22 protein-coding genes, 1 pseudogene and 1 riboswitch are annotated in these 19,429 nt (G+C 39.9%); of the genes and pseudogenes, 17 read left to right on the top strand and 6 right to left on the bottom strand.

Going from position 1 to position 19,429, the window contains the following annotated elements:
• The first annotated feature begins 22 nt into the window (after positions 1-22).
• The 3 genes from M3183_RS10955 to M3183_RS10945 all read left to right on the top strand — a co-directional run bounded on the left by M3183_RS10955 (position 23) and on the right by M3183_RS10945 (position 3,166).
• Complete coding sequence (locus M3183_RS10955) at positions 23-1,252, top strand: Zn-dependent hydrolase (protein WP_251469457.1); 1,230 nt, start codon at positions 23-25, stop codon at positions 1,250-1,252.
• Positions 1,253-1,478: 226 nt separating this feature from the next.
• The gene (locus M3183_RS10950) at positions 1,479-1,679 is read left to right on the top strand and encodes a DUF3311 domain-containing protein (RefSeq protein WP_251469455.1); all 201 of its coding nucleotides are present in this window, start codon (positions 1,479-1,481) and stop codon (positions 1,677-1,679) included.
• Complete coding sequence (locus M3183_RS10945; protein ID WP_251469453.1) at positions 1,676-3,166, top strand: sodium:solute symporter family protein; 1,491 nt, start codon at positions 1,676-1,678, stop codon at positions 3,164-3,166. Before M3183_RS10950 ends, M3183_RS10945 begins: the two co-directional genes overlap by 4 nt.
• An 87-nt stretch (positions 3,167-3,253) precedes the next feature.
• Here M3183_RS10945 and M3183_RS10940 read toward each other — a convergent pair whose 3' ends face one another.
• Complete coding sequence (locus M3183_RS10940; RefSeq protein WP_251469450.1) at positions 3,254-4,411, bottom strand: acyl-CoA dehydrogenase family protein; 1,158 nt, start codon at positions 4,409-4,411, stop codon at positions 3,254-3,256.
• 318 nt (positions 4,412-4,729) lie between these two features.
• Between M3183_RS10940 and cyoE the strand changes: the two genes are divergently transcribed.
• Positions 4,730-5,671, top strand: a complete 942-nt coding sequence (gene cyoE / locus M3183_RS10935; RefSeq protein ID WP_251469447.1) for a heme o synthase — start codon at positions 4,730-4,732, stop codon at positions 5,669-5,671.
• Positions 5,672-5,768: 97 nt separating this feature from the next.
• Here cyoE and dapA read toward each other — a convergent pair whose 3' ends face one another.
• On the bottom strand, positions 5,769-6,644 hold the full coding sequence (gene dapA / locus M3183_RS10930) for a 4-hydroxy-tetrahydrodipicolinate synthase (protein ID WP_251469444.1): 876 nt from the start codon (positions 6,642-6,644) through the stop codon (positions 5,769-5,771).
• 129 nt (positions 6,645-6,773) lie between these two features.
• Positions 6,774-6,952: riboswitch (Lysine riboswitch) on the bottom strand.
• Positions 6,953-7,085: 133 nt separating this feature from the next.
• Between dapA and M3183_RS27085 the strand changes: the two are divergent.
• A pseudogene (locus M3183_RS27085) lies at positions 7,086-7,487 on the top strand (hypothetical protein).
• Entirely contained in the window at positions 7,430-7,900 is a 471-nt protein-coding gene (locus tag M3183_RS27080; protein ID WP_311315361.1) for an RsmB/NOP family class I SAM-dependent RNA methyltransferase, read from the top strand. Before M3183_RS27085 ends, M3183_RS27080 begins: the two are co-directional and overlap by 58 nt.
• Here the strand turns inward: M3183_RS27080 and M3183_RS10920 are convergent.
• Complete coding sequence (locus tag M3183_RS10920; protein ID WP_251469621.1) at positions 7,798-8,019, bottom strand: hypothetical protein; 222 nt, start codon at positions 8,017-8,019, stop codon at positions 7,798-7,800. The two genes, M3183_RS27080 and M3183_RS10920, sit on opposite strands and share 103 nt — an antisense overlap.
• A 236-nt stretch (positions 8,020-8,255) precedes the next feature.
• Between M3183_RS10920 and M3183_RS10915 the strand changes: the two genes are divergently transcribed.
• From M3183_RS10915 to M3183_RS10890, 7 genes are all read left to right on the top strand, one after another.
• Positions 8,256-8,582 (top strand): RsmF rRNA methyltransferase first C-terminal domain-containing protein, encoded by a 327-nt coding sequence (locus M3183_RS10915; protein WP_311315366.1) that lies wholly within the window; start codon positions 8,256-8,258, stop codon positions 8,580-8,582.
• Positions 8,576-8,674, top strand: coding sequence for a methyltransferase RsmF C-terminal domain-like protein (locus tag M3183_RS27440; protein ID WP_396953715.1), 99 nt, complete (start codon positions 8,576-8,578; stop codon positions 8,672-8,674). Before M3183_RS10915 ends, M3183_RS27440 begins: the two co-directional genes overlap by 7 nt.
• Before the next feature lie 74 nt (positions 8,675-8,748).
• Positions 8,749-9,360, top strand: a complete 612-nt coding sequence (locus M3183_RS10910) for a methyltransferase (RefSeq protein ID WP_251469438.1) — start codon at positions 8,749-8,751, stop codon at positions 9,358-9,360.
• Between the two features lie 22 nt (positions 9,361-9,382).
• The gene (locus M3183_RS10905; RefSeq protein ID WP_251469436.1) at positions 9,383-9,883 is read left to right on the top strand and encodes a hypothetical protein; all 501 of its coding nucleotides are present in this window, start codon (positions 9,383-9,385) and stop codon (positions 9,881-9,883) included.
• A 29-nt stretch (positions 9,884-9,912) separates the two neighbouring features.
• Complete coding sequence (locus tag M3183_RS10900) at positions 9,913-10,557, top strand: LytTR family DNA-binding domain-containing protein (protein WP_251469433.1); 645 nt, start codon at positions 9,913-9,915, stop codon at positions 10,555-10,557.
• 178 nt (positions 10,558-10,735) lie between these two features.
• The gene (locus M3183_RS10895) at positions 10,736-12,250 is read left to right on the top strand and encodes an acetyl-CoA hydrolase/transferase family protein (RefSeq protein WP_251469428.1); all 1,515 of its coding nucleotides are present in this window, start codon (positions 10,736-10,738) and stop codon (positions 12,248-12,250) included.
• A 175-nt stretch (positions 12,251-12,425) separates the two neighbouring features.
• Entirely contained in the window at positions 12,426-13,418 is a 993-nt protein-coding gene (locus M3183_RS10890) for a DUF418 domain-containing protein (RefSeq protein WP_311315360.1), read from the top strand.
• 60 nt (positions 13,419-13,478) lie between these two features.
• Here the strand turns inward: M3183_RS10890 and M3183_RS10885 are convergent, their stop codons facing one another.
• Positions 13,479-13,964: a hypothetical protein gene (locus M3183_RS10885; protein ID WP_251469425.1), complete on the bottom strand. Its 486-nt coding sequence runs from the start codon at positions 13,962-13,964 to the stop codon at positions 13,479-13,481.
• Between the two features lie 247 nt (positions 13,965-14,211).
• Between M3183_RS10885 and M3183_RS10880 the strand changes: the two genes are divergently transcribed.
• The 4 genes from M3183_RS10880 to M3183_RS10865 are packed head-to-tail and all read left to right on the top strand — an operon-like array spanning position 14,212 to position 17,828.
• On the top strand, positions 14,212-15,162 hold the full coding sequence (locus M3183_RS10880; protein ID WP_251469422.1) for an ABC transporter permease: 951 nt from the start codon (positions 14,212-14,214) through the stop codon (positions 15,160-15,162).
• Complete coding sequence (locus tag M3183_RS10875) at positions 15,155-16,105, top strand: iron chelate uptake ABC transporter family permease subunit (RefSeq protein WP_251469419.1); 951 nt, start codon at positions 15,155-15,157, stop codon at positions 16,103-16,105. Before M3183_RS10880 ends, M3183_RS10875 begins: the two co-directional genes overlap by 8 nt.
• Positions 16,102-16,863, top strand: coding sequence for an iron ABC transporter ATP-binding protein (locus M3183_RS10870; RefSeq protein WP_251469415.1), 762 nt, complete (start codon positions 16,102-16,104; stop codon positions 16,861-16,863). Before M3183_RS10875 ends, M3183_RS10870 begins: the two co-directional genes overlap by 4 nt.
• A 17-nt stretch (positions 16,864-16,880) precedes the next feature.
• A complete protein-coding gene (locus M3183_RS10865) occupies positions 16,881-17,828 on the top strand; it encodes a siderophore ABC transporter substrate-binding protein (protein WP_251469411.1) in 948 nt (315 codons plus the stop codon).
• A 177-nt stretch (positions 17,829-18,005) separates the two neighbouring features.
• Here the strand turns inward: M3183_RS10865 and M3183_RS10860 are convergent, their stop codons facing one another.
• Together M3183_RS10860 and M3183_RS10855 are read right to left on the bottom strand one after the other, a co-directional pair.
• On the bottom strand, positions 18,006-18,542 hold the full coding sequence (locus M3183_RS10860) for a ribonuclease H-like YkuK family protein (protein WP_251469408.1): 537 nt from the start codon (positions 18,540-18,542) through the stop codon (positions 18,006-18,008).
• Positions 18,543-18,730: 188 nt separating this feature from the next.
• Complete coding sequence (locus M3183_RS10855) at positions 18,731-19,255, bottom strand: DinB family protein (RefSeq protein WP_251469406.1); 525 nt, start codon at positions 19,253-19,255, stop codon at positions 18,731-18,733.
• Between the last annotated feature and the right edge of the window lie 174 nt (positions 19,256-19,429).

Genomic DNA, 19,429 nt, shown 5'->3' with positions numbered 1-19,429 from the left:
ATTTTGGGGGGGGATCCTTATTTTGAAACAACAACATTTGTTAATTAATGGAGTCCGTTTAAAAGATACATTAGAAGCATTTGCAAATTTTGGACGTACTGAAAATAATGGAGTCACACGCCTAGCGTTGTCGGAAGAAGACCGTTTAGCTAGAGATTATTTTTGTTCTTGCTGCGAAGAATTGGGGATGTCGATAAAAGTTGATGATATGGGGAATATTTACGCAACATTGCAAGGTACTGAGAACAAACCGCCAATTGTTGTGGGGTCACATATGGATTCTGTCAAAAAAGGCGGTCGCTTTGATGGCATTCTAGGTGTAGTGGCTGGTTTAGAAGTAGTTCGTACTTTAGTAGAAAACGAAATTAAACCGCGAATTCCAATTACGATTGTTAATTTTACTAATGAAGAAGGAGCAAGATTCGAACCTTCATTAATGGCATCTGGTGTTCTGTCGGGAAAATTTGATAAAACAGCGATGCACCAACAGACGGATGTTAATGGGATTACATTTGGTTCTGCATTACAATCGATTGGTTATGAAGGGGAAAAAGAGTCGCGTATAAAGGAAGGTACAGCATTCTTAGAATTGCATATTGAACAAGGCCCAATTCTTGAGCAGGAAGGTCTAACAATTGGGGTTGTTGAATGTGTACTTGGAATGGTTTGCTATGATATTGAAATTACAGGAGAATCTGATCATGCCGGAACAACTCCAATGAGTATGAGAAAAGATGCTCTTTTTGCAGCCAATAACTTAATTACTGAAGCACGTCAAAAAATAAGTGCACTCGATGATGAATTAGTGTATACAATGGGAAGATTAAATGTACTTCCAAATATTCATACGGTTATTCCAAATAAAGTAGTGTTTTCCCTTGAGGCTAGACATAAAAATCCAGCGATTATTAAGCAAGTAGAGGAAATTATTCAAGGACTTACAACTTCGAATAAGAATGAGGGCTGTAAAGTTAAAGCAACCAAACTATGGGACAGGGATACAGTTTGGTTTGACAGAAATATTTGCAATATGTTGGAGCAATCGGCAAAGTCATTAGGATATTCATATAAAAGAATGGTGAGCGGGGCGGGTCATGATGCACAATTCATTGCCAGCTTTATTCCAACGGCTATGATTTTTTCCCCAAGTATTAATGGAAAAAGCCATGTCGAAGAGGAGCAGACCACTTGGGAAGATTGTGAAAAGGCAGTAAATGTTATCTTAGAAACGGTTCTAGCTATGGAATCATAATTCAAATGGGCAAGTGCTGTCCTATGTAGTACCTTATTGGCAATATTTCCTCAAAAGACCCTAAGCATTATCTAGGACATTAAAGTCCACCCCTAAATCAGGTGTTTGAGATAGCAGAGACTAGCCCCGCTATCTTAAACAGCTTTTCGAAGTTATCAAAGAACAAACTAGACTGGAAATTACCTCGAAAGATGAATCTCAACTTATTATACGAGGAGGGCCTTTTTTGAACTATATTAAACTTTTACTATTGATACCTATTATTGGATTTTTGGGTTTCCTGCCATATGCAAATAAAATTGAGCCTTATGTACTGGGGATGCCATTTTTGTTATTTTGGGTTGCGCTTTGGATGATTGTAGCTTCAATTACTTTATTCATTGTGTATAGGTTTGACCCTGAAAATCAAGGAAGTGATGTTAAATGAATATTGCATTAATCATCATTTTTGCCGCCCTTATTTTAGCCCTGTTTTTAGGAATTCAAGCAAGAAAAGGAAAAGATATGGATATGGAGCAGTTTGCCGTAGGTGGCAGAGGCTTCGGGACGTTATTTGTATTCCTTTTAATAGCTGGTGAAATTTACACGACCTTTACGTTTTTAGGTGGTAGTGGATGGGCATATTCAAAAGGTGCAGCAGCATACTATGTTCCTGCATATATTTTCTTGGCATATGTCCTATCTTATTGGTTTGTTCCAAAAATTTGGAGATATTCAAAGGAAAATTCAATTATTTCACAACCGGATTATTTTGCTTCTAAATTCAATAGTAAAGCAATGGGAATGATTGTAGCCGTCTTGGGAAGTTTAGCGCTTGTTCCTTATATAGTAATTCAGCTTAAAGGTTTAGGAATTATAGTTTCGGAGGCTTCCTACGGGGCGATACCTCCTGTTGCGGCAAGTGTAATCGGTGCGATAGTTGTCACAACATATGTAATGATTTCCGGTATACATGGATCAGCATGGACTGCTATCATTAAGGATTTCCTGATTATAGTTGTTGTTATATTTTTAGGTTTATATATTCCATTTCATTATTTTGGCGGTATTAAGCCAATGTTTGAGTCTGTTCAATCAATTAAACCTGAAATGTTAACGTTAGCTGATCAGGGCTTAAGTCAATCTTGGTTTATTTCTACAGTCTTATTAAATGCAATCGGCTTTTATTTATTGCCACAAACGTTTATGGTCGTTTTAACTTCTAATGGGGAAAAAACGCTCCGTAAAAATGCAATTGTATTACCTTTATATACACTATTATTACTTTTTATTTTCTTTATAGGCTTTTCGGCAATTATACAAATACCAGGTTTACAAGGAGCTGATGGGGACCTTTCGCTTTTAAGATTATCGGTTGAAACCTTTGACCCTTGGATTATTGGGATTATTGGTGCAGCTGGCTTATTAACAGCTTTAGTTCCTGCTTCTGTAATGCTTATGGCGGCATCCGTTGGTTTAACAAATAGTTTTTACAAAGTATTAGTTCCAAAAGCTTCCGATAAACAACTATTAGTAGTATCAAGAATCATTATTATAAGTCTTTCTATCATCGCTTTAATAATAACCATCAAAGGAGGAAATGCATTAGCTATTTTGAACATAATGTCTTACAGCCTCATTGTTCAATTAGCCCCGGGCTTGTTTTTTACCTTATCTAATAATCATTGGATTAATAAAAATGGAGCTATTGCTGGAATAATTATAGGAGTGCTGGTTGTGGCCTATGTAACAATTTCTGGTGTAAAACTTTCAACTTTCTGGCCAAACGTACCACACGTTATAAATGATATCAGTACTGGCGCTATTGCATTAATGTTGAATCTTTGTGTGACCATTCTTGTTAGTTTTATTACAAAAGGTGAGGCAGTGTCTGGTAAATTTAAAAAAATAAAGGGTGCTAGTAAAGTTTCTTAAATAGTATGGAAAATAATATAGCCGTATATATCTGATGAAAATATCAGCTATATACGGCTAATTGCAATGCATGTCGAAAAGGTATGCCTATTTTTTTACCTGTTCAATTGCTTCCAACGCTAATTTCTTTATAGTCATATCATCCATCGGCGGGTTGTGCAGGCCTGCCCTCACATCGCGGTAGTAACGCTGGAGCGGGTTGCTTCGCTGGAGACTTTTTGCTCCGACCACACGCATGGCTTTATCTACAATGGAGATGGCAGAATTCGTTACGATATGTTTGACTACACCCAGTTCATTGGTGAGATATTCTTTTCGCGATTTATCGTCATAGGCTGCAGCCACACTATAGATCAGGTGTCTGGCATTTATTAATTCTAGTTCAATTTCTCCTAGATGCTGCTGGACATTAGGCAATTGGCTGATTGGGCCATTTAAACTATTGGGTGAATAGCGGCTGGCAAAGTCTATAGCAAAATCTCTTGCTGCTTGAGCAATACCCAGATAGCAGGCAGGAATATGCAAGAGCCATCCATTCAGCTGTGAGCCTCTAGGATAATCAGGCAGTTCGACAAGTTTTGATTCCTCCACAGTGACATTCTCCAGCACTAGATCATGGCTTCCGGTACCGCGCATGGAAATGACATCCCAAGTTTCCTCAATGGATACCCCTGGTAAATCCTTATGGATAAGGAAAAATCCTATCTTTTGTTTTTCCTCAATCCAGGCAGAGGTTAGAAAATAAGTTAGGGCTGGTGACATCGTGGTAAAAATCTTTCTGCCGTTAATGAGCCACCCACCGTTCTTTTTCACAGCAATGGTCCCTGGACGGCCGCCCCTTGTTGGACTTCCAGTTTGTGCTTCACTGGCCGCCCGGTTCACCAAAGCACCATTTGATACTTCTTTTGCAAAAAACTGCAGGTTATCTTCCGTCCACATCTTCTTTTCAAAAAGTTCACCGACTACTCCTAGGCTCCAGCCAATTGATAAAGCTGTGTTTGAGTCTAAACTAGCCAATTTTTCTTGCAAAAGGACCATATCATATACTTTTAATCCTTCACCGCCATATTCCTGAGGGAGTGTTATACTGGGGTAGCCCATTTTCACCAAGTCATCGATGTTTTCTTTTGGAAAAATGGCCTCCTCATCTGCGATGACTCCTCTTTTTCTAAACTCCGATTCTTTTTCTTGTAATCGCTCTAACCATTTTTGCTGTACATCCGTTCTCACAAATACTTTATTCAACTTGATCCCCTCCTAGTTTTAAAAAAAAGTAATAATTCCGATTGGTTTTGTTGGGTGAATGATACCCAAGCAGAGTGAAACTGTCAAGAAATATACATAAAATCAGCAGGTCATGGAAGGATTTTATTGATATATTATAATTAACAGTATATAATTAGCAGCTTCTTTGGCAAATTATTTAAGACGTGCCAAGTACCAATGATATGGTAAAATAGTAATAGGAAAATAAATGAAACAATTCTTAATGAGGCATATGTTGTCCATAATATGTTATCATTTACTATAGATTTTCCGACCATTTTTGGGGGAGGTAACAAAATGAGAGAGGAAAGCATTGCATCTCCAGGTCTTGATGGGAAGGCAGCTTTTTCTGATAAACGGAGTATTTCAACTATTTTTCATGATTTAAAACTATTATTTAAAGGCCCTGTTCTAATAGCTAATGCACTTCCGGTAGTGACAGGTTTTTGGCTGGCTATTTATTTTAGCGGTGTATCATTTAGTAGTTATTTGAATTTATTCTTCCTGACGATTATCGGCAGTACACTGGTGATGGCAGGGGCATTGGTGATTAATAACTGGTATGACGTGGATATTGATACGATCATGAACCGAACAAAAAATCGTCCAACGGTTACCGGGCATTTTTCATTAAAGGCCGTTTTAACGTTGGGAATTGTACTTACTATTCTTGGATTTGCAATGCTGCTTTTCACTACTTGGGAAGCGGTCATTTATGCGTTTATCGGCTGGTTTACTTACTGTATTTTGTATACGATGTGGTCAAAGCGCCGGTATACCATGAATACGGTAATTGGCAGTATATCTGGAGCAGTAACACCTTTAATTGGCTGGGCAGCTGTGCAGCCTAGCAATCATGTGGTTCCAATAATGCTTGCGTTGATCATTTTTGTTTTCCAAATGCCGCATACGTTTGCCATTGCGATGAAAAAGTATGATGAGTATAAGGCTGCGGGCGTTGCCATGCTTCCAGTGGTCTATGGTTTTGAAATGACGAAGAGGCAAATGGCCGTTTATATTGCCTGCCTGCTGCCGCTGCCATTCTATCTTGGTTCACTTGGAATAACGTTTGTGGTTCTGGCTACCATACTAAATATTGCTTGGCTCGCTGTAAGTATTTATGGGTTTTTTACAAAAGATGATATGAAATGGGCCAATGTCATGTTTCTATGTTCGGTTAACTATATAACCATCTTGTTTATAATGGCAATTGTTTTTACACTTCCGATGTTTAATTAAATAGGAAAAGCCCCTGCCGAGCTTGGCAGGGGCTTTTTTCATATTTGGGCCGCAGAATGTGCAGGTCCTAAATTCCTTCGTGGTCAACGCTTAAACGTTATACAGTTACCCGGGGAAGCAAACCTTTTAACGTCTGTTCCTCTTCTGCAGTCAAAGGTACTAATGGTAATCGAACTCCGCCTACAGGGACTCCAGTTATATTCAATGCTGCTTTTACAGGAGTTGGATTTGGTGCCGCAAATAAACCTTTCATAAGCGGCAGCAGACGGCGGTGAAGGGAAGCAGCACCTTGGATATCGCCGCTCTTAAAGCGATTAATCATTTCCTGCATTTCATTTCCGATTACATGTGAAGCAACAGAAATAATACCAGCACCGCCAATCGATAGAACCGGAAGTGTTAAAGAATCATCACCACTGAATAGTAAGAAGTTTTCAGGCGTTCTTTCAATAATATCTGCCATTGCGTCTAAATTGCCGCTGGCCTCTTTGACAGCCGCAATATTCTCAATTTCTGAAAGGCGGACAATGGTATCAGCAGACATATTGATTGATGTTCTGCCTGGAATATTATAAAGCAAAATTGGCAGCGGTGTGGATTCAGCAATCGTTTTAAAATGTTGATAGAGACCTTCCTGAGATGGCTTATTATAGTAAGGTACAACGAGCATAACACCATCTACGCCAGCTTCTTCTGCTTTTTTAGTAAGAGCGATGGAAGCTCTTGTATTGTTGGAGCCGGTGCCTGCGATGACCGGAACTCTTCCAGCAGCAGTCTCCACTACTAATTTAAATAACTCGACTTTTTCTTCGGTCGTCAGGGTAGGAGATTCTCCGGTTGTTCCGGAAACAACGATTCCTTCCGTACCATTTGCAATTAAATGATTTACTAGATTCTTTACAGCGTTAATATCAATTTCGCCTTGTTGATCAAATGGTGTAACCATAGCGGTTAAAACTTGGCCGAATTTCATTATAATCACCCTTTAAAAATTTTTAATAAAAATTAGAGGTGGTTAGGCCTTTCTTAATCAACGCAAAAAAACAGCAGTAAGGACCTCCTCGCTGCTGCAGTAGAAACATTTTAAAAAACAAGTTCCCATGCGTGAGATAGCCCTCCATATAGTTTCCTATATGACAATCCTGCGCTTATTCAACACAGAACCAGCATCAAGATCAATGAGTTCCTTGATACTTCGGCAAATTCCCCTTTCCACAACCGTCATAGAACCTCATTATTCTCTGAAAGTGTACTAATGGTTTTCGCGCCTCTATCCTCACTTCAAAAGGTATTGAAGTAAGAAGTATTTACTTAATTGTAATATAACAGAATTTTCTAGGTTGTTCAAGTGATTTAGCCAATTTTTGCTTTTGGGGATTGACGATTTTTTTGAAAAATTTTGGTATAATTCTTAATGACTCAAGATAGGTTTGAGGTGACATCCAGCGTGAATTTACCAAAAGATTTTCAAACCAAAATGCAGCGGCTGCTACAGGATGAATATGAAGATTTTATAAATAGTTATGAGAATCAAAAAGTGCAGGGGCTCAGAGTAAATACTTTGAAGCTTTCGATAGAATAATTCGAAACCATAAGTCCTTTTTCTTTAACAAAAATCCCATGGGTTAAAGAAGGGTTTTATTACCAGTTTGAGGATCGGCGGGGCAAACATCCATATCATGATGCTGGTTTATATTATATACAGGAGCCGAGTGCGATGGCAGCCGGGAAATCCTTGATCCTAAGCCAGGGGAGCGGGTGCTGGATTTATGTGCCGCACCTGGCGGTAATACTACTCATATTGCGGAAAGAATGAATCAGGAAGGATTTTTACTAACGAATGAACTCTATCCGGCGAGGGCGAAGGTTTTGTCCCAGAATATGGAGTACATGGGAATTAGATATGCTGTGGTTACAAATGAAATTCCGTCCAGGCTGGCAGAAAGGTTCCCTGGATATTTTGACAGAGTGATGGTGGATGCTCCATGTTCCGGTGAAGGGATGTTCGGTAAAGACCACGATGCCAGCGAGGAATGGAGTTTAGAGAATGTAGAGCAATGTGCAGCATGGCAGCTTGATATTTTGCATCATGCCGGGGAAATGCTGCTTCCGGGGGGCAAACTTGTTTATTCAACCTGTACCTTCTCACCGGAAGAAAATGAGGGGACAATCAGCCAATTCTTACAACTACTGGAAACTCCAAGCGGACTGTCAGCATTCTTTTCATAGAGAATCTTTCCTGTTTCTGCATCTACCAAAATAGCACCATCAGCATTTACGTTTAAAGCCGCTTGTGCATTCGCCTGCTTCGCCCCGCCAAATAGGCTGACAGTAAGCGCAACAGCCATTACACCGGCAGCTAACCTACGAAAAACATGTTTTTTCACTTAATAGAATCAAAATTTTGAAATAGAAGATGTGAAGGTTTACGAAGGCTTTGGCTCTGGAAGAAAGGAATGGGTTTCGGAACCTGCCGCCAATATTGAAAAGACAATCAGACTGTGGCCGCATCAGCTTAAAGGGGAAGGACATTATATTGCCGTTTTAAGAAAAATAGATGGTGAGGAGCCTGTAAAGAGGAAGTATCCCGAAACTTTTAAAAAGTTATTTCGAGTTTGCAAAAGAGAACCTGAAGGAAGTGCCAATGGGGGAGTTCGTCTTATTTGGCGATCAATTGTATCTGGTTCCTGATGGCATGCTTTCCTTTGAGAATCTGAAAGTGATACTTCCTGGTCTGCATTTAGGCACCATGAAGAAAAATCGGTCTGAGCCATCCCATGCCCTGGCAATGTCATTAAAAGGAGATCAGGTGAAACATAAATATAGCCTGGATAAGGATTCTCTTGAAATTCTTGCTTTTCTAAAAGGAAATCACTTAGTCTTGAAGGTGATAAAGGATGGTACTTGGTAGAGGTTGACGGCTATTCCATCGGATGGGGAAAGCTTTCTAATCATATACTGAAAAACCATTATCCAAAAGGATTAAGATGGATGACACTATAGGAAATAAATAAGAAATTCATTCAGGACAAGCAGATGTCGTCAACCTTTGTACAGCTTTTGTTGGGAGTATGATTATGAAAGAACATTATTATGATAGATTGCTGAATATTAATACAAGAGGAGACCGGTTAGAGGGACCAGCGCAAAAGCCGCTTCGATACTATCCATATGAGCCTACACCCTATAGTGCGCTTGAACTTTTATTTGAGGAATATGAAGTGAACAAGACCGATCATGTGGTGGACTTTGGCTGTGGCAAGGGGCGGCTGAACTTTTATCTTCATTATTTTTTCCAAGCTTCGGTTACAGGCATTGAAATGAATGAAACACTGTACAAAGCAGCGCTTGAAAATAGCAAATCTTATAGAAGAATAACGAAAAAACGTTTGGATAGAATTCGGTTTTATTGCTGTTTGGCAGAGGAATATAAGATTGACCCATTAGACAACCGGTTTTATTTTTTTAACCCATTTTCGATACAAATCTTTAGGAGTATCATAAATCATATAGTCATTTCCTTTGAGAACACGGAGCGGGATATCGAACTGATTCTGTATTATCCATCAGATGATTATATTTATTTTCTTGAAAAAGAAACGGCTTTTGAATGTAAAAAGGAAATCATTTTGCCTCATGATTATTTACGGGATGCAAAGGAACGATTTTTAATCTATCGGCTGGTTTAGGGCCAACTAGGAGGCAGTACTTTTGTATCACCGGATTTGGACGTTTGTGAATGTTTTTCTAATTGTGATTTCTATCGTATATATTTGGATTTTCCGCTCGCATGACAGCTCGCTGATTGTAACCGGACAGCTTCTGGCACAAGTGGGTCTTATCTTATTATTAATCAATATTAATATGTATTTTATTTTTTTGGTCATTCGAAAAACATCTGTCCGCAAAGTAAAGATTCGTTTGGCTAAGTTTTCCCGGCATTTCATGAAATGGCATATTCCTATTGCTATTTGGGGGACGGTTGTCATTGCCGGCCATGCACTGATCAATTTAACGCAAATCGGCCCGGTAATTGGTTTTGCTCATTTCAAACTGCTGACCGGCTATCTGTCCATTGGCATGCTGTGTTTAACTTTGTTTGCCGGCTGGCTGCGGCACAAAAAAGCTTCAGGTTTCCGCCGCAAATTTCATTTAACCGCCGCGATGATTTTTCTTTGTGCTTTTGTGATTCACATGTTTGTGTTGATATAGATAGGTTGTATAACAAAGTGGGGGTTTTTATGGAGAGTATTACGGTTGTATCGTTATTGGACGTTATTAGCGAACTATTTTCGGAAGAGATTTCCATTGCGGTTTCAAATACCAATGAATATATTTATTACCGACCAAGCAAACGGGTTGATTTGAAAATCCGCCGCGGGGATGTTTTAAAGGAAGGCACGATTGCTTATAAGGCCGTCCACTCGGGACAAAAGGTATCGGAGTTTATTGACCGTGATGTATTTGGAATTCCCTATCATGGGATGGCCGTTCCGTTTTTCCATGAGGGAAAGCTTGAAGGGTGCGTGACTGCAATATTTCCTGCATTGACAAGCGGAAAGCTGGTTGTGACAATTAAAAGCGATGACGGCTGGATACCGCTTCCGTTTTCACAAGTGCTATATCTTGAATCAAAGGAAAAAAAGACCTATGTTCATGCAAAAGAACACTGCGGCACTCATAAGTATTCCCTGCAGGAATTTGAGTTTGTGCTGCCAAAGGAACATTTTATTCGATGCCATCGGTCGTTTATCGTGAACGTCAAACATATTAAGGAAATTTTTCCTGATACCCATTCCACCTTTATTCTATCCATGAATAATGGAGACCGGGTACCTGTCAGCCAGTCTTACTCCAGTTACTTTCGCAGGCTGTTAGGGTTTTAATCTTTCTAAAATAGTTAGCAGACTTTGTCGAAAAATCTGATAGGTAAAAATATTCTGCCTCGGGATACGAAAATGCTGGTTTGTCTGAATTTTACGTAATATATCCTTGAAATCGCTGACAACCTATTATTTTACGTTAAAATAATGGTAACTTCATATTTTGGGAGTGGGATGGGATATGGAAAATAATTTGGATCGTATAAGGGATCAGCGGCTTAAGGATCGCGTTGTTTCACCAGAAGAAGCAGCATCATGGATTCAAGACGGGATGACATTGGGGTTAAGCGGATTTACACGTGCAGGTGATGTGAAAGCGGTACCATTTGCTTTAGTAAAGCGGGCAGAAACAGAATCGTTTAAGGTTAACGTCTATACGGGAGCATCGTTAGGGTCCGATGTGGATAAGCTTTTTGCGGAAGCGGGGATTCTGGCAAAAAGACTTCCATTTCAGGCTGACCCAACCATGCGCAGCAAAATTAATAATGGGGAAATGTTATTTGTTGATCAACACTTGTCACATACTGCAGAATTGGTTCGTGCGGGGGTAATGGACCCAGTAGATTTCGCTATATTGGAAGCGTATTCAATTACGGAAGACGGGATGGTTATTCCAACCACGTCTATAGGAAATTCTTTATCCTTTGCCTTAAATGCAAAAGCCGTTATTATTGAAATCAATATGTCTCATAAAGTAAACCTGGAAGGGCTCCATGATTTATATGATACTGGTAAACAAGGGGAAAGAGGTCCGATTCCATTAACTAAAGTGGATGATCGTATTGGTACGATTGGAATTCCTGTCGATATTGAAAAAGTAAAGGGAATTGTTTTTACAAATCAGCAGGATTCACCTTCAACGATTGTACCTCCGGATGAAGAGACCATGATCATGGCGAATCATTTAATGGACTTCTTACGTAAGGAAGTAGCAGCTGGAAGGCTGACAGAACGTCTTGCACCACTTCAATCAGGGATAGGATCTGTTGCCAACGCTGTTCTGCACGGTATGCTGGAATCAGAGTTTACGGATTTGGAAGTCTATTCAGAGGTGCTTCAGGATGCAGTCTTTGATTTAATTGATGCCGGTAAAGTGAACTTTGCATCCTGCTGTTCCATTACACTTTCTGAAGAAAAGATGAAACAAGTGTACGGAAATTTTGAAAAATATCGTGACAAATTAATCATGCGGCCGCAGGAAATTTCCAATCATCCAGAAATTATCCGCCGTCTCGGATTAATTTCGATTAATACGGCACTTGAGTTAGATATATACGGAAATGTTAACTCAACCCATGTTTCAGGGACAAAAATGATGAACGGAATCGGCGGATCGGGGGATTTCGCACGTAATGCCCGGTTAGCCATTTTTGTAACGAAATCCATTGCCAAAGGCGGGAAAATTTCTAGTATTGTGCCGTTTGTTTCGCATGTTGACCATACAGAACATGATGTGGACGTCATTGTTACAGAACAGGGATATGCTGATTTGCGCGGGCTCGCACCAAGACAGCGTGTGGAATTAATCATTGAAAACTGTGCCCACCCAATGTACCGTGAACAGCTGCGAGAATATTACCGAGAAGCTCTTACAAGAGGCGGACAGACGCCGCACGTATTGGAAAAAGCCTTCTCATGGCATACTAATTTTGCAGCGAACGGAACGATGCTTCAGCCAGTATTAGAAACTGTCTAATGGTTTTTTAAGGATTCATATAATGAGGGATACGATAAATGAATGAAAAAAGCGCCTTGATTGGGGAATCAAGGCGCTTTTTTGCCGTTTAATAGCGGGGAGTTGATAGATTTTGCTATGATAAAGTTAATTTACTATCGTGATGGACAGGATTAGTGTCAGACAGTGACGGGAGGTGAAACAATTGGAACTGAGCAGAAGGATTGAGCTGCTTGATTATTTGCGGGGATTTGCATTGATGGGCATTATTTTAGTGAATGCAGGGCCGCTCCTTAGAATTCCCGAACCGGCTGCACATTCATCGGATGCCGCGTACTGGAGATTTTTGTATTTATTTGTGGAAGGCCGGTTCTATACAATTTTCACCTTTCTATTTGGGGCAGGGTTCTATATTTTCATTACTCGGGCCAATGCCAAGGGGAGAAATGGTTATGTCCTGTTTTTGCGAAGGATGGCTGTCCTGTTTCTCTTTGGTTTAATTCATGTGCAATTTCATCCAGGGGAAGCACTGACCATTTATGCAGTGAGCGGTCTGCTGATTCTTCCTTTTTATAAAGTAGATAAAGTGATAAATTTGATAGCTGGTTTGATGATGCTGCTTGTGTTTGCCCTTTTTTCTTTCAAAATCTTTATGGTACTGCCGCTCATGCTTTTAGGAATCGCCGCTGGACAGTATCATGTGTTTGATAGATTTCCACTAAAAAAGGCAGCTGTTTTTACAGGAATCATGTTGATTCTTGCGATTGCCGGCATCGCATACCAAAACCAGTATGCTCCGATAAACTTTGGTGTTGAAACACCGGAAATACAGCATTTTTATCGTATCGGGATTACCATCGGCCCGATTGTGTCGGCTTTTTATGCTGGGACGTTCGCACTTCTTGTGCAGCGGGAGGGCATCCTTAAGCTGCTATTTTTTCCATTAAAAAACTATGGACGGATGGCACTGACAAATTATGTATCTCAGACAGCACTGCTCTTACTCGCTGGACATATGTTTGAATTATTCGGCCGAATTACATACCTTGAATCCCTTTATTTATGCCTGGCTATCTATGTCGTCCAGTTCATTTTCAGTTCATTCTGGCTGCGGTATTTTCATTACGGACCTTTGGAATGGGTTTGGCGGATTGCAACTTATATGAAAATACCACCGATGCGTAAATAAAGAGGTACCCATCGGTGGAAAAATGGGTTGGGTTGAAATCATCTTTAAAACTGCAAAATCTTATTTCTCAAGCTTTACGTCATGTTCTTTCGCCAGCTTCTCGAGCTTGGTTTGATATTCACGAATGTGCTTGCGGGCATCTGCCAGCATCTCATTTGCCTCTTGAATTAAGTTTGCGTCCTGCTCCTCAAGGGCCTGTTTAATCTTTGCGAACGCATTATATTGAATATCGGCCCCTTCTATATAAATCTCGTGAATTTCCCTCAGTTCATCTGTCTCAATTTTTGCCTTGTCCAGCTCCTTAATTAATGAATTATAATTGGGAATCACATCATTCATTAGGGTGTCATAAAGTGTTTGGTCATCGACAAAGTTTGCACCAGTTACACTTTCATAAGCTGAAACAGCCGTTTTTTCGTATTCCGCTGCATCCTTCATTTCATTATTAATATAATTCACCAAATCATCCTGGATTGGGTCGCCAAAGCAGCCGCTCAAAAATACCATCATGAGAAAAAGAAAAGCAGCAGTTACCCCTTTTTTCAATCCCATCACCTCCTAAGTTGAATGTATGTGGCAACGGAAGTCCATTATGAGCGGCAAAAATATATTTTCATAGGGGTAAAAAGGAATAAAAAGGGAATGATAATACACACAATTTGGAAATATTATTGATAAAAATTCTCAATTAGCATTGACTTAAATTCCGGCAATGATATAATCAGATTGTAAGATTAGTTGATAATGATTTTCAATGTCATTGAAAGACAGGAAAAGAAATGTTGGGGAAGCCATGAAGAAACGATACTTACTACTTACATTAATAGTGCTGTCAGCCGTCTCATTATTCATTGGCGTAAGCAGTATTTCGCCTTTGGATTTGCTAAACGTGCAATCTGAGGAAACGCAGATATTCTTGATCAGCAGGCTGCCGAGACTTGTGGCAATTTTGCTTGCCGGTGCGGGAATGAGTATTTCCGGATTGATTATGCAGCAGTTGAGCCGTAATAAGTTTGTCTCACCAACTACGGCCGGAACGTTGGATGCCACAAAGCTTGGGATTCTTGTTTCGATGCTGGTTTTTGCAAATGCAGCCATGTTGGAAAAAATGGCAGTAGCGTTTGCCTTTGCCATTGCCGGAACATTCTTGTTCATGCAGATTCTTGACCGTATTAAGTTTAAGGACGCGATATTCATTCCGCTTGTCGGACTGATGTTCGGGAATATTTTGTCATCCATTACCACCTTTTTTGCTTACAAGGCGGATGTAATTCAAAATATGTCGGCATGGCTTCAAGGTGACTTTTCAATGATCATGAAGGGCCGGTATGAGTTATTATACATAAGCATTCCTATCATTATTATCGCCTATTTCTATGCCAATCGTTTTACGGTTGCGGGAATGGGAGAGGATTTTTCAAAAAATCTTGGGCTTGCCTATCGGAGAGTTGTCAATATTGGCTTGATTCTGGTGGCACTGATAACGGTGACAGTCGTTTTAACCGTGGGAGTTATCCCATTTCTTGGCTTAATTATTCCTAACATTATTTCTATTTTTAAAGGTGACCATTTACAAAAAACATTGCCGCATACTGCACTGCTTGGTGCGATTTTCCTTCTTGTCTGCGACATTTTAGGCAGGGTAGTCATTTACCCGTATGAGATTTCGATCAGTCTCATGGTTGGTGTTATCGGAAGCGGCATTTTCTTATATCTGCTATTCCGGAGGAAAAAATATGCGTAACTCGATGAAAATGGCTGTTCTTGCATTGATCGCTGCAGGATGCTGTGCCATTTATCTATTCCATGATTTAAACGGAAGCTTTGATTATGCCCTGCCAAGGCGTGTGGTGAAAGTCGTTGCCATGGTTATCACTGGTCTTACCATTGCTTATGCAACAGTTGTGTTTCAAACTATTACCCATAACAGAATTTTAACACCAAGCATTATGGGACTTGATTCACTTTATTTGTTATTACAAACCTTGATTATATTCTTTCTTGGGTCCGGACACATGCTTGCGGTTAATAAAGAGGTAAACTTTTTGATATCTGTTGCCGTCATGATTATGTTTGCACTATTGCTCTACCGCTTTTTATTCAAAAAAGGCGGACAGCAGATTTATTTTTTACTGCTCGTCGGAATTATTGTCGGAACGTTCTTTTCGAGCATTTCGACTTTCTTTCAAGTATTAATTGATCCGAATGAGTTCCAGATTGTGCAAGACCGGATGTTTGCAAGTTTTAATAATATTAATTCAGATTTAGTATGGCTGGCGGTCGTGATTGTGGGCGGCGTCCTGATTTATGCCTGGCGGTTTATTAAATATTTGGATGTATTGTCGCTGGGAAGAGAAACGGCCATTAATCTGGGAGTTCCCTATGATACCATTGTTAAGCAAATGCTGATAATCGTTGCCATTTTTATTTCCATTTCAACAGCTCTGGTCGGTCCGATTACCTTCTTTGGTTTGATTGTTGCCAATCTGTCCTACCAGTTTTTCAAAACCTATCGGCACCGGACATTAATCACCGGGGCGATAATTATGAGTATCATTGCCCTGGTTGGCGGTCAATGGGTGGTGGAAAGGGTATTTACTTTTTCCACGACACTCAGTGTTATCATTAACTTTTTCGGCGGAGTCTATTTCATCTATTTACTATTGAAAGCGAGGAATGCTCAATGATTGAAGTTCTTTCACTGTCCAAGTTTTACGGAAAAAAGGCGGTTGTGGAGGATGTATCGGTTACGATTCAGCCTGGAAAAATAACCTCTTTCATTGGACCGAACGGAGCAGGGAAGTCGACCTTGCTCTCAATGGTAAGCCGGCTGCTTGATGCTGATACAGGAGAAGTACTTATCGACAAAGCGGATGCCCGGAAGATGAAATCCAATGAGTTTGCCAAACGGGTGTCAATTCTAAAACAGTCTAATTATATGAATGTCCGGCTGACGATTAGGGAGCTTGTTTCTTTTGGCCGGTTTCCTTACTCAAAGGGGCGGCTGACGGACGAGGATGAACGGATTGTGGATCAATCACTTGAATATATGCATTTAACGGATATGCAGGACCAATACTTGGATGAACTGTCGGGAGGACAGCGGCAGCGCGCATTTATCGCAATGGTAATCGCACAGGATACGGAGTATATTTTACTGGACGAACCGCTTAACAACCTGGACATGAAACATTCCGTCCAGATTATGAAGATTTTACGCCGGCTTGTTGATGATCTTGGAAAAACGGTTGTCATTGTCCTGCACGATATTAACTTTGCCTCCGTTTATTCAGACTGGATTGTCGCCATGAAGGATGGCAGAGTCGTGAAAAATGGCCCGACTGAAGATATTATCCAGTCTGATGCTTTAAAGGAAATTTATGATATGGATATTCCTATTCAAAAAATGGATGGATGCCGTATCTGTGTATATTTTAATTCATAATTAAGGGAGATGATTAGATGAAAAAGTGGAGTCTGCTTAGTGTTGTCTTTTCGATTATTCTTGTGCTGGCTGCTTGCGGCGGTAAAAATGAGAGCACGGCTGATCAGTCATCGGGAAGTTCGGAATCGGCTGATAAAATAACAGTGGAACATAAGTATGGCAAGGCAGTTGTAAAAACGAATCCTCAAAAGGTAGTTGTTTTTGACTTTGGTATTTTAGATACATTAGATGAACTGGGAGTTGAAGTAACAGGTGTCCCGCAGACAACAGTTCCTAAATATCTCGAAAAATATAAGGATAAAAAATATACGAATGTCGGCAGTTTGAAAGAACCTGATTTTGAAGCGATTCATTCAATGAAACCGGATGTAATCTTTATCTCAGCGCGGCAGGCGGAATTATATGACCAATTTGCAGAGATTGCACCAACTGTATTTATTGACTTTGATTACACCCATTACATGGATTCATTTGAGAAAAATATGAATCTTGTAGGGAAGGTTTTTGGAAAAGAAGATCAAGTTGCAGCAAAAATGAAAGATATTGAAGGTATAATTGAGGCAGTTCATAAGGAAATCTCAACTGCAAATAAGAAAGCGCTGATTGTCATGGCCAACGAAGGAAAAGTCAGTGCTTACGGACCAAGTTCCCGCTTTGGGTTAATTCATGATGTGTTTGGCTTCGGGGCGGCTGACAAGAATATTGAAGTTTCTACTCATGGACAGAGTATCACCTTTGAATACATTATGGAAAAAAACCCAGATTATTTGTTTGTCATTGACCGTAATGTTGCTATTGGCGGCGAATCTAACGCCAAACAAACGATTGAAAATGACCTTGTAAAGAAAACAAATGCCTATAAAAACGGAAAAATTATCTACTTAAACGCTGACACCTGGTACCTAAGCGGCGGCGGTCTAAAATCAGTCAAAATCATGGCAGACGAAGTTGAATCAGCTCTATAGAAGTATCTGTTCAATACAGCACAAAGGCACCGCAGATGTGGTGCCTTTGTGCTGTCAGTCCTTTATAGAAAATTTTATGGGGAACTTTTATAGTGACTGAAGCCTTCGTAGACAATGGTATAATTTGTCCATCTGGAGCAGACAAAATGGGTGAAAAAGGTAGTGGGGGAGTGGTATTTATTTGGTATATCGGTTGGCATAGCTTGAAGCAACAAAGGCATTGGGTTTGATTTTCGGTTCGACACCCATGGATTCCATTCTGGTAACCATTTCTTTGACGAATTCGCTTGTTTTATTTCTTTTTTCAGCCCCAATGTCGATATGTCCCTCCATGGAAAAGGTTGCTCCTTTATAAACGTAAGGAAGCACAATTTCAATCAGTTCGTTTTTTTTCTCTTCAGTGAATAATGCCACAATTTCTTCAGTCAATGATAATTCAAGTGATATTCGCTCATGCAGCTGCGTCATTTTACGGGGGATAATGACCTTTTTAATGCATGCCCAAACACCTTTTCCTTTGTTTTGGATGACAATTCCTGTTATGAAGACCGTATGACGTTTATGAACCTGGGAGTCCGTTCCCACCATTAAACGGAAGTTTCCTCCTGGGTCTGCATTCATAAACTCTTTAATCCTCATAAATACATGTTCAAATGACATCCTTCTTTCTTGAAGATTTTTAAATAAATGGCCGTCCGGCCTGGGAGTCTTCATAGTAAAACCACCACATCTTTCCCTTCTTGTTGAAGTAATATGGATTCTTACTCCTATTTTATGGGGGTGAGTGGATCAGTGTTCCTTCCGGTGCAGCCCCTTGTCTTTTCTTTTTTGCTTTTTGTGTCAGGCACCTGCGATCGCTCTATGCTGTAACTGGGCTCCTTATATAGGTGCCTGACTATTTCTTATTGCAGAATGAATGATTTAATTTCTTTAATTTGTTCAATGTGTCTTTGCTCGTGCAGGTATTCAGTTTCTATCCATTGATAGAGGGGGAGATAGCCGAATACGGGGTGTTTGACTGCTTTTTCTTTTAATGAGGATTCATCTTCAATTCTATTTAAGACATCAAGTAGTTTTCCCCTCGATTCTTCTAACATAAAGATTACCTGTTGGATGACAAAAGCAGTTTCACTTGGAATGACCATTTCGGGAGCATCTGCTTTTTTTGAACGGTCGTTTAATAGGTGGATTGGTTTTGGTTCTACTTCATTGCTATGAATCGTATTCTTTTTAAGACCGTAGATAATGGCCTCTGTAAAAGCTCTTTCTGTCAAATATAGATGGTGGCATACCTGCCCAATGCTCCATGCATTCTTCTTTGGCTTTCTATTGAGCTCTCCATAACTCAGTGCAGTAACTTCCCTTAATAGCCTTGACCTTGTCTCCATCAATTTCTTAATCATTACCTTTATCGATTCCAAATCCATTCCCCTTTCCGTTGGACTATCCTCTTTTATTTTTTATATTCGACAGCTGGAGAAATATTCTTCTTAGCATCTTAGAGCTTGAAGCTTTTTGAACAATTTTCTTCTTATATAAGAAGATAAATCCGCTTTATAAATTTTCTGTAAACATTCAGAATACACCGGAAATATTTGCGA

The sequence above is a fragment of the Neobacillus mesonae genome, assembly GCF_023715155.1.
Lineage (GTDB): Bacteria > Bacillota > Bacilli > Bacillales > Cytobacillaceae > Neobacillus > Neobacillus mesonae_A.
This window is presented reverse-complemented; position numbering and strand designations above follow the sequence as displayed.

Coding starts and splice junctions, on each gene's coding strand:
- M3183_RS10945 (WP_251469453.1), top strand. CDS start 1,676: ATGAATATTGCATTAATCATCATTTTTGCCGCCCTTATTTTAGCCCTG.
- cyoE (WP_251469447.1), top strand. CDS start 4,730: ATGAGAGAGGAAAGCATTGCATCTCCAGGTCTTGATGGGAAGGCAGCT.
- dapA (WP_251469444.1), bottom strand. CDS start 6,644: ATGAAATTCGGCCAAGTTTTAACCGCTATGGTTACACCATTTGATCAA.
- M3183_RS10920 (WP_251469621.1), bottom strand. CDS start 8,019: ATGGCTGTTGCGCTTACTGTCAGCCTATTTGGCGGGGCGAAGCAGGCG.
- M3183_RS10910 (WP_251469438.1), top strand. CDS start 8,749: ATGAAAGAACATTATTATGATAGATTGCTGAATATTAATACAAGAGGA.
- M3183_RS10900 (WP_251469433.1), top strand. CDS start 9,913: ATGGAGAGTATTACGGTTGTATCGTTATTGGACGTTATTAGCGAACTA.
- M3183_RS10895 (WP_251469428.1), top strand. CDS start 10,736: ATGGAAAATAATTTGGATCGTATAAGGGATCAGCGGCTTAAGGATCGC.
- M3183_RS10880 (WP_251469422.1), top strand. CDS start 14,212: ATGAAGAAACGATACTTACTACTTACATTAATAGTGCTGTCAGCCGTC.
- M3183_RS10875 (WP_251469419.1), top strand. CDS start 15,155: ATGCGTAACTCGATGAAAATGGCTGTTCTTGCATTGATCGCTGCAGGA.
- M3183_RS10870 (WP_251469415.1), top strand. CDS start 16,102: ATGATTGAAGTTCTTTCACTGTCCAAGTTTTACGGAAAAAAGGCGGTT.
- M3183_RS10865 (WP_251469411.1), top strand. CDS start 16,881: ATGAAAAAGTGGAGTCTGCTTAGTGTTGTCTTTTCGATTATTCTTGTG.
- M3183_RS10860 (WP_251469408.1), bottom strand. CDS start 18,542: ATGAAGACTCCCAGGCCGGACGGCCATTTATTTAAAAATCTTCAAGAA.
- M3183_RS10855 (WP_251469406.1), bottom strand. CDS start 19,255: ATGGATTTGGAATCGATAAAGGTAATGATTAAGAAATTGATGGAGACA.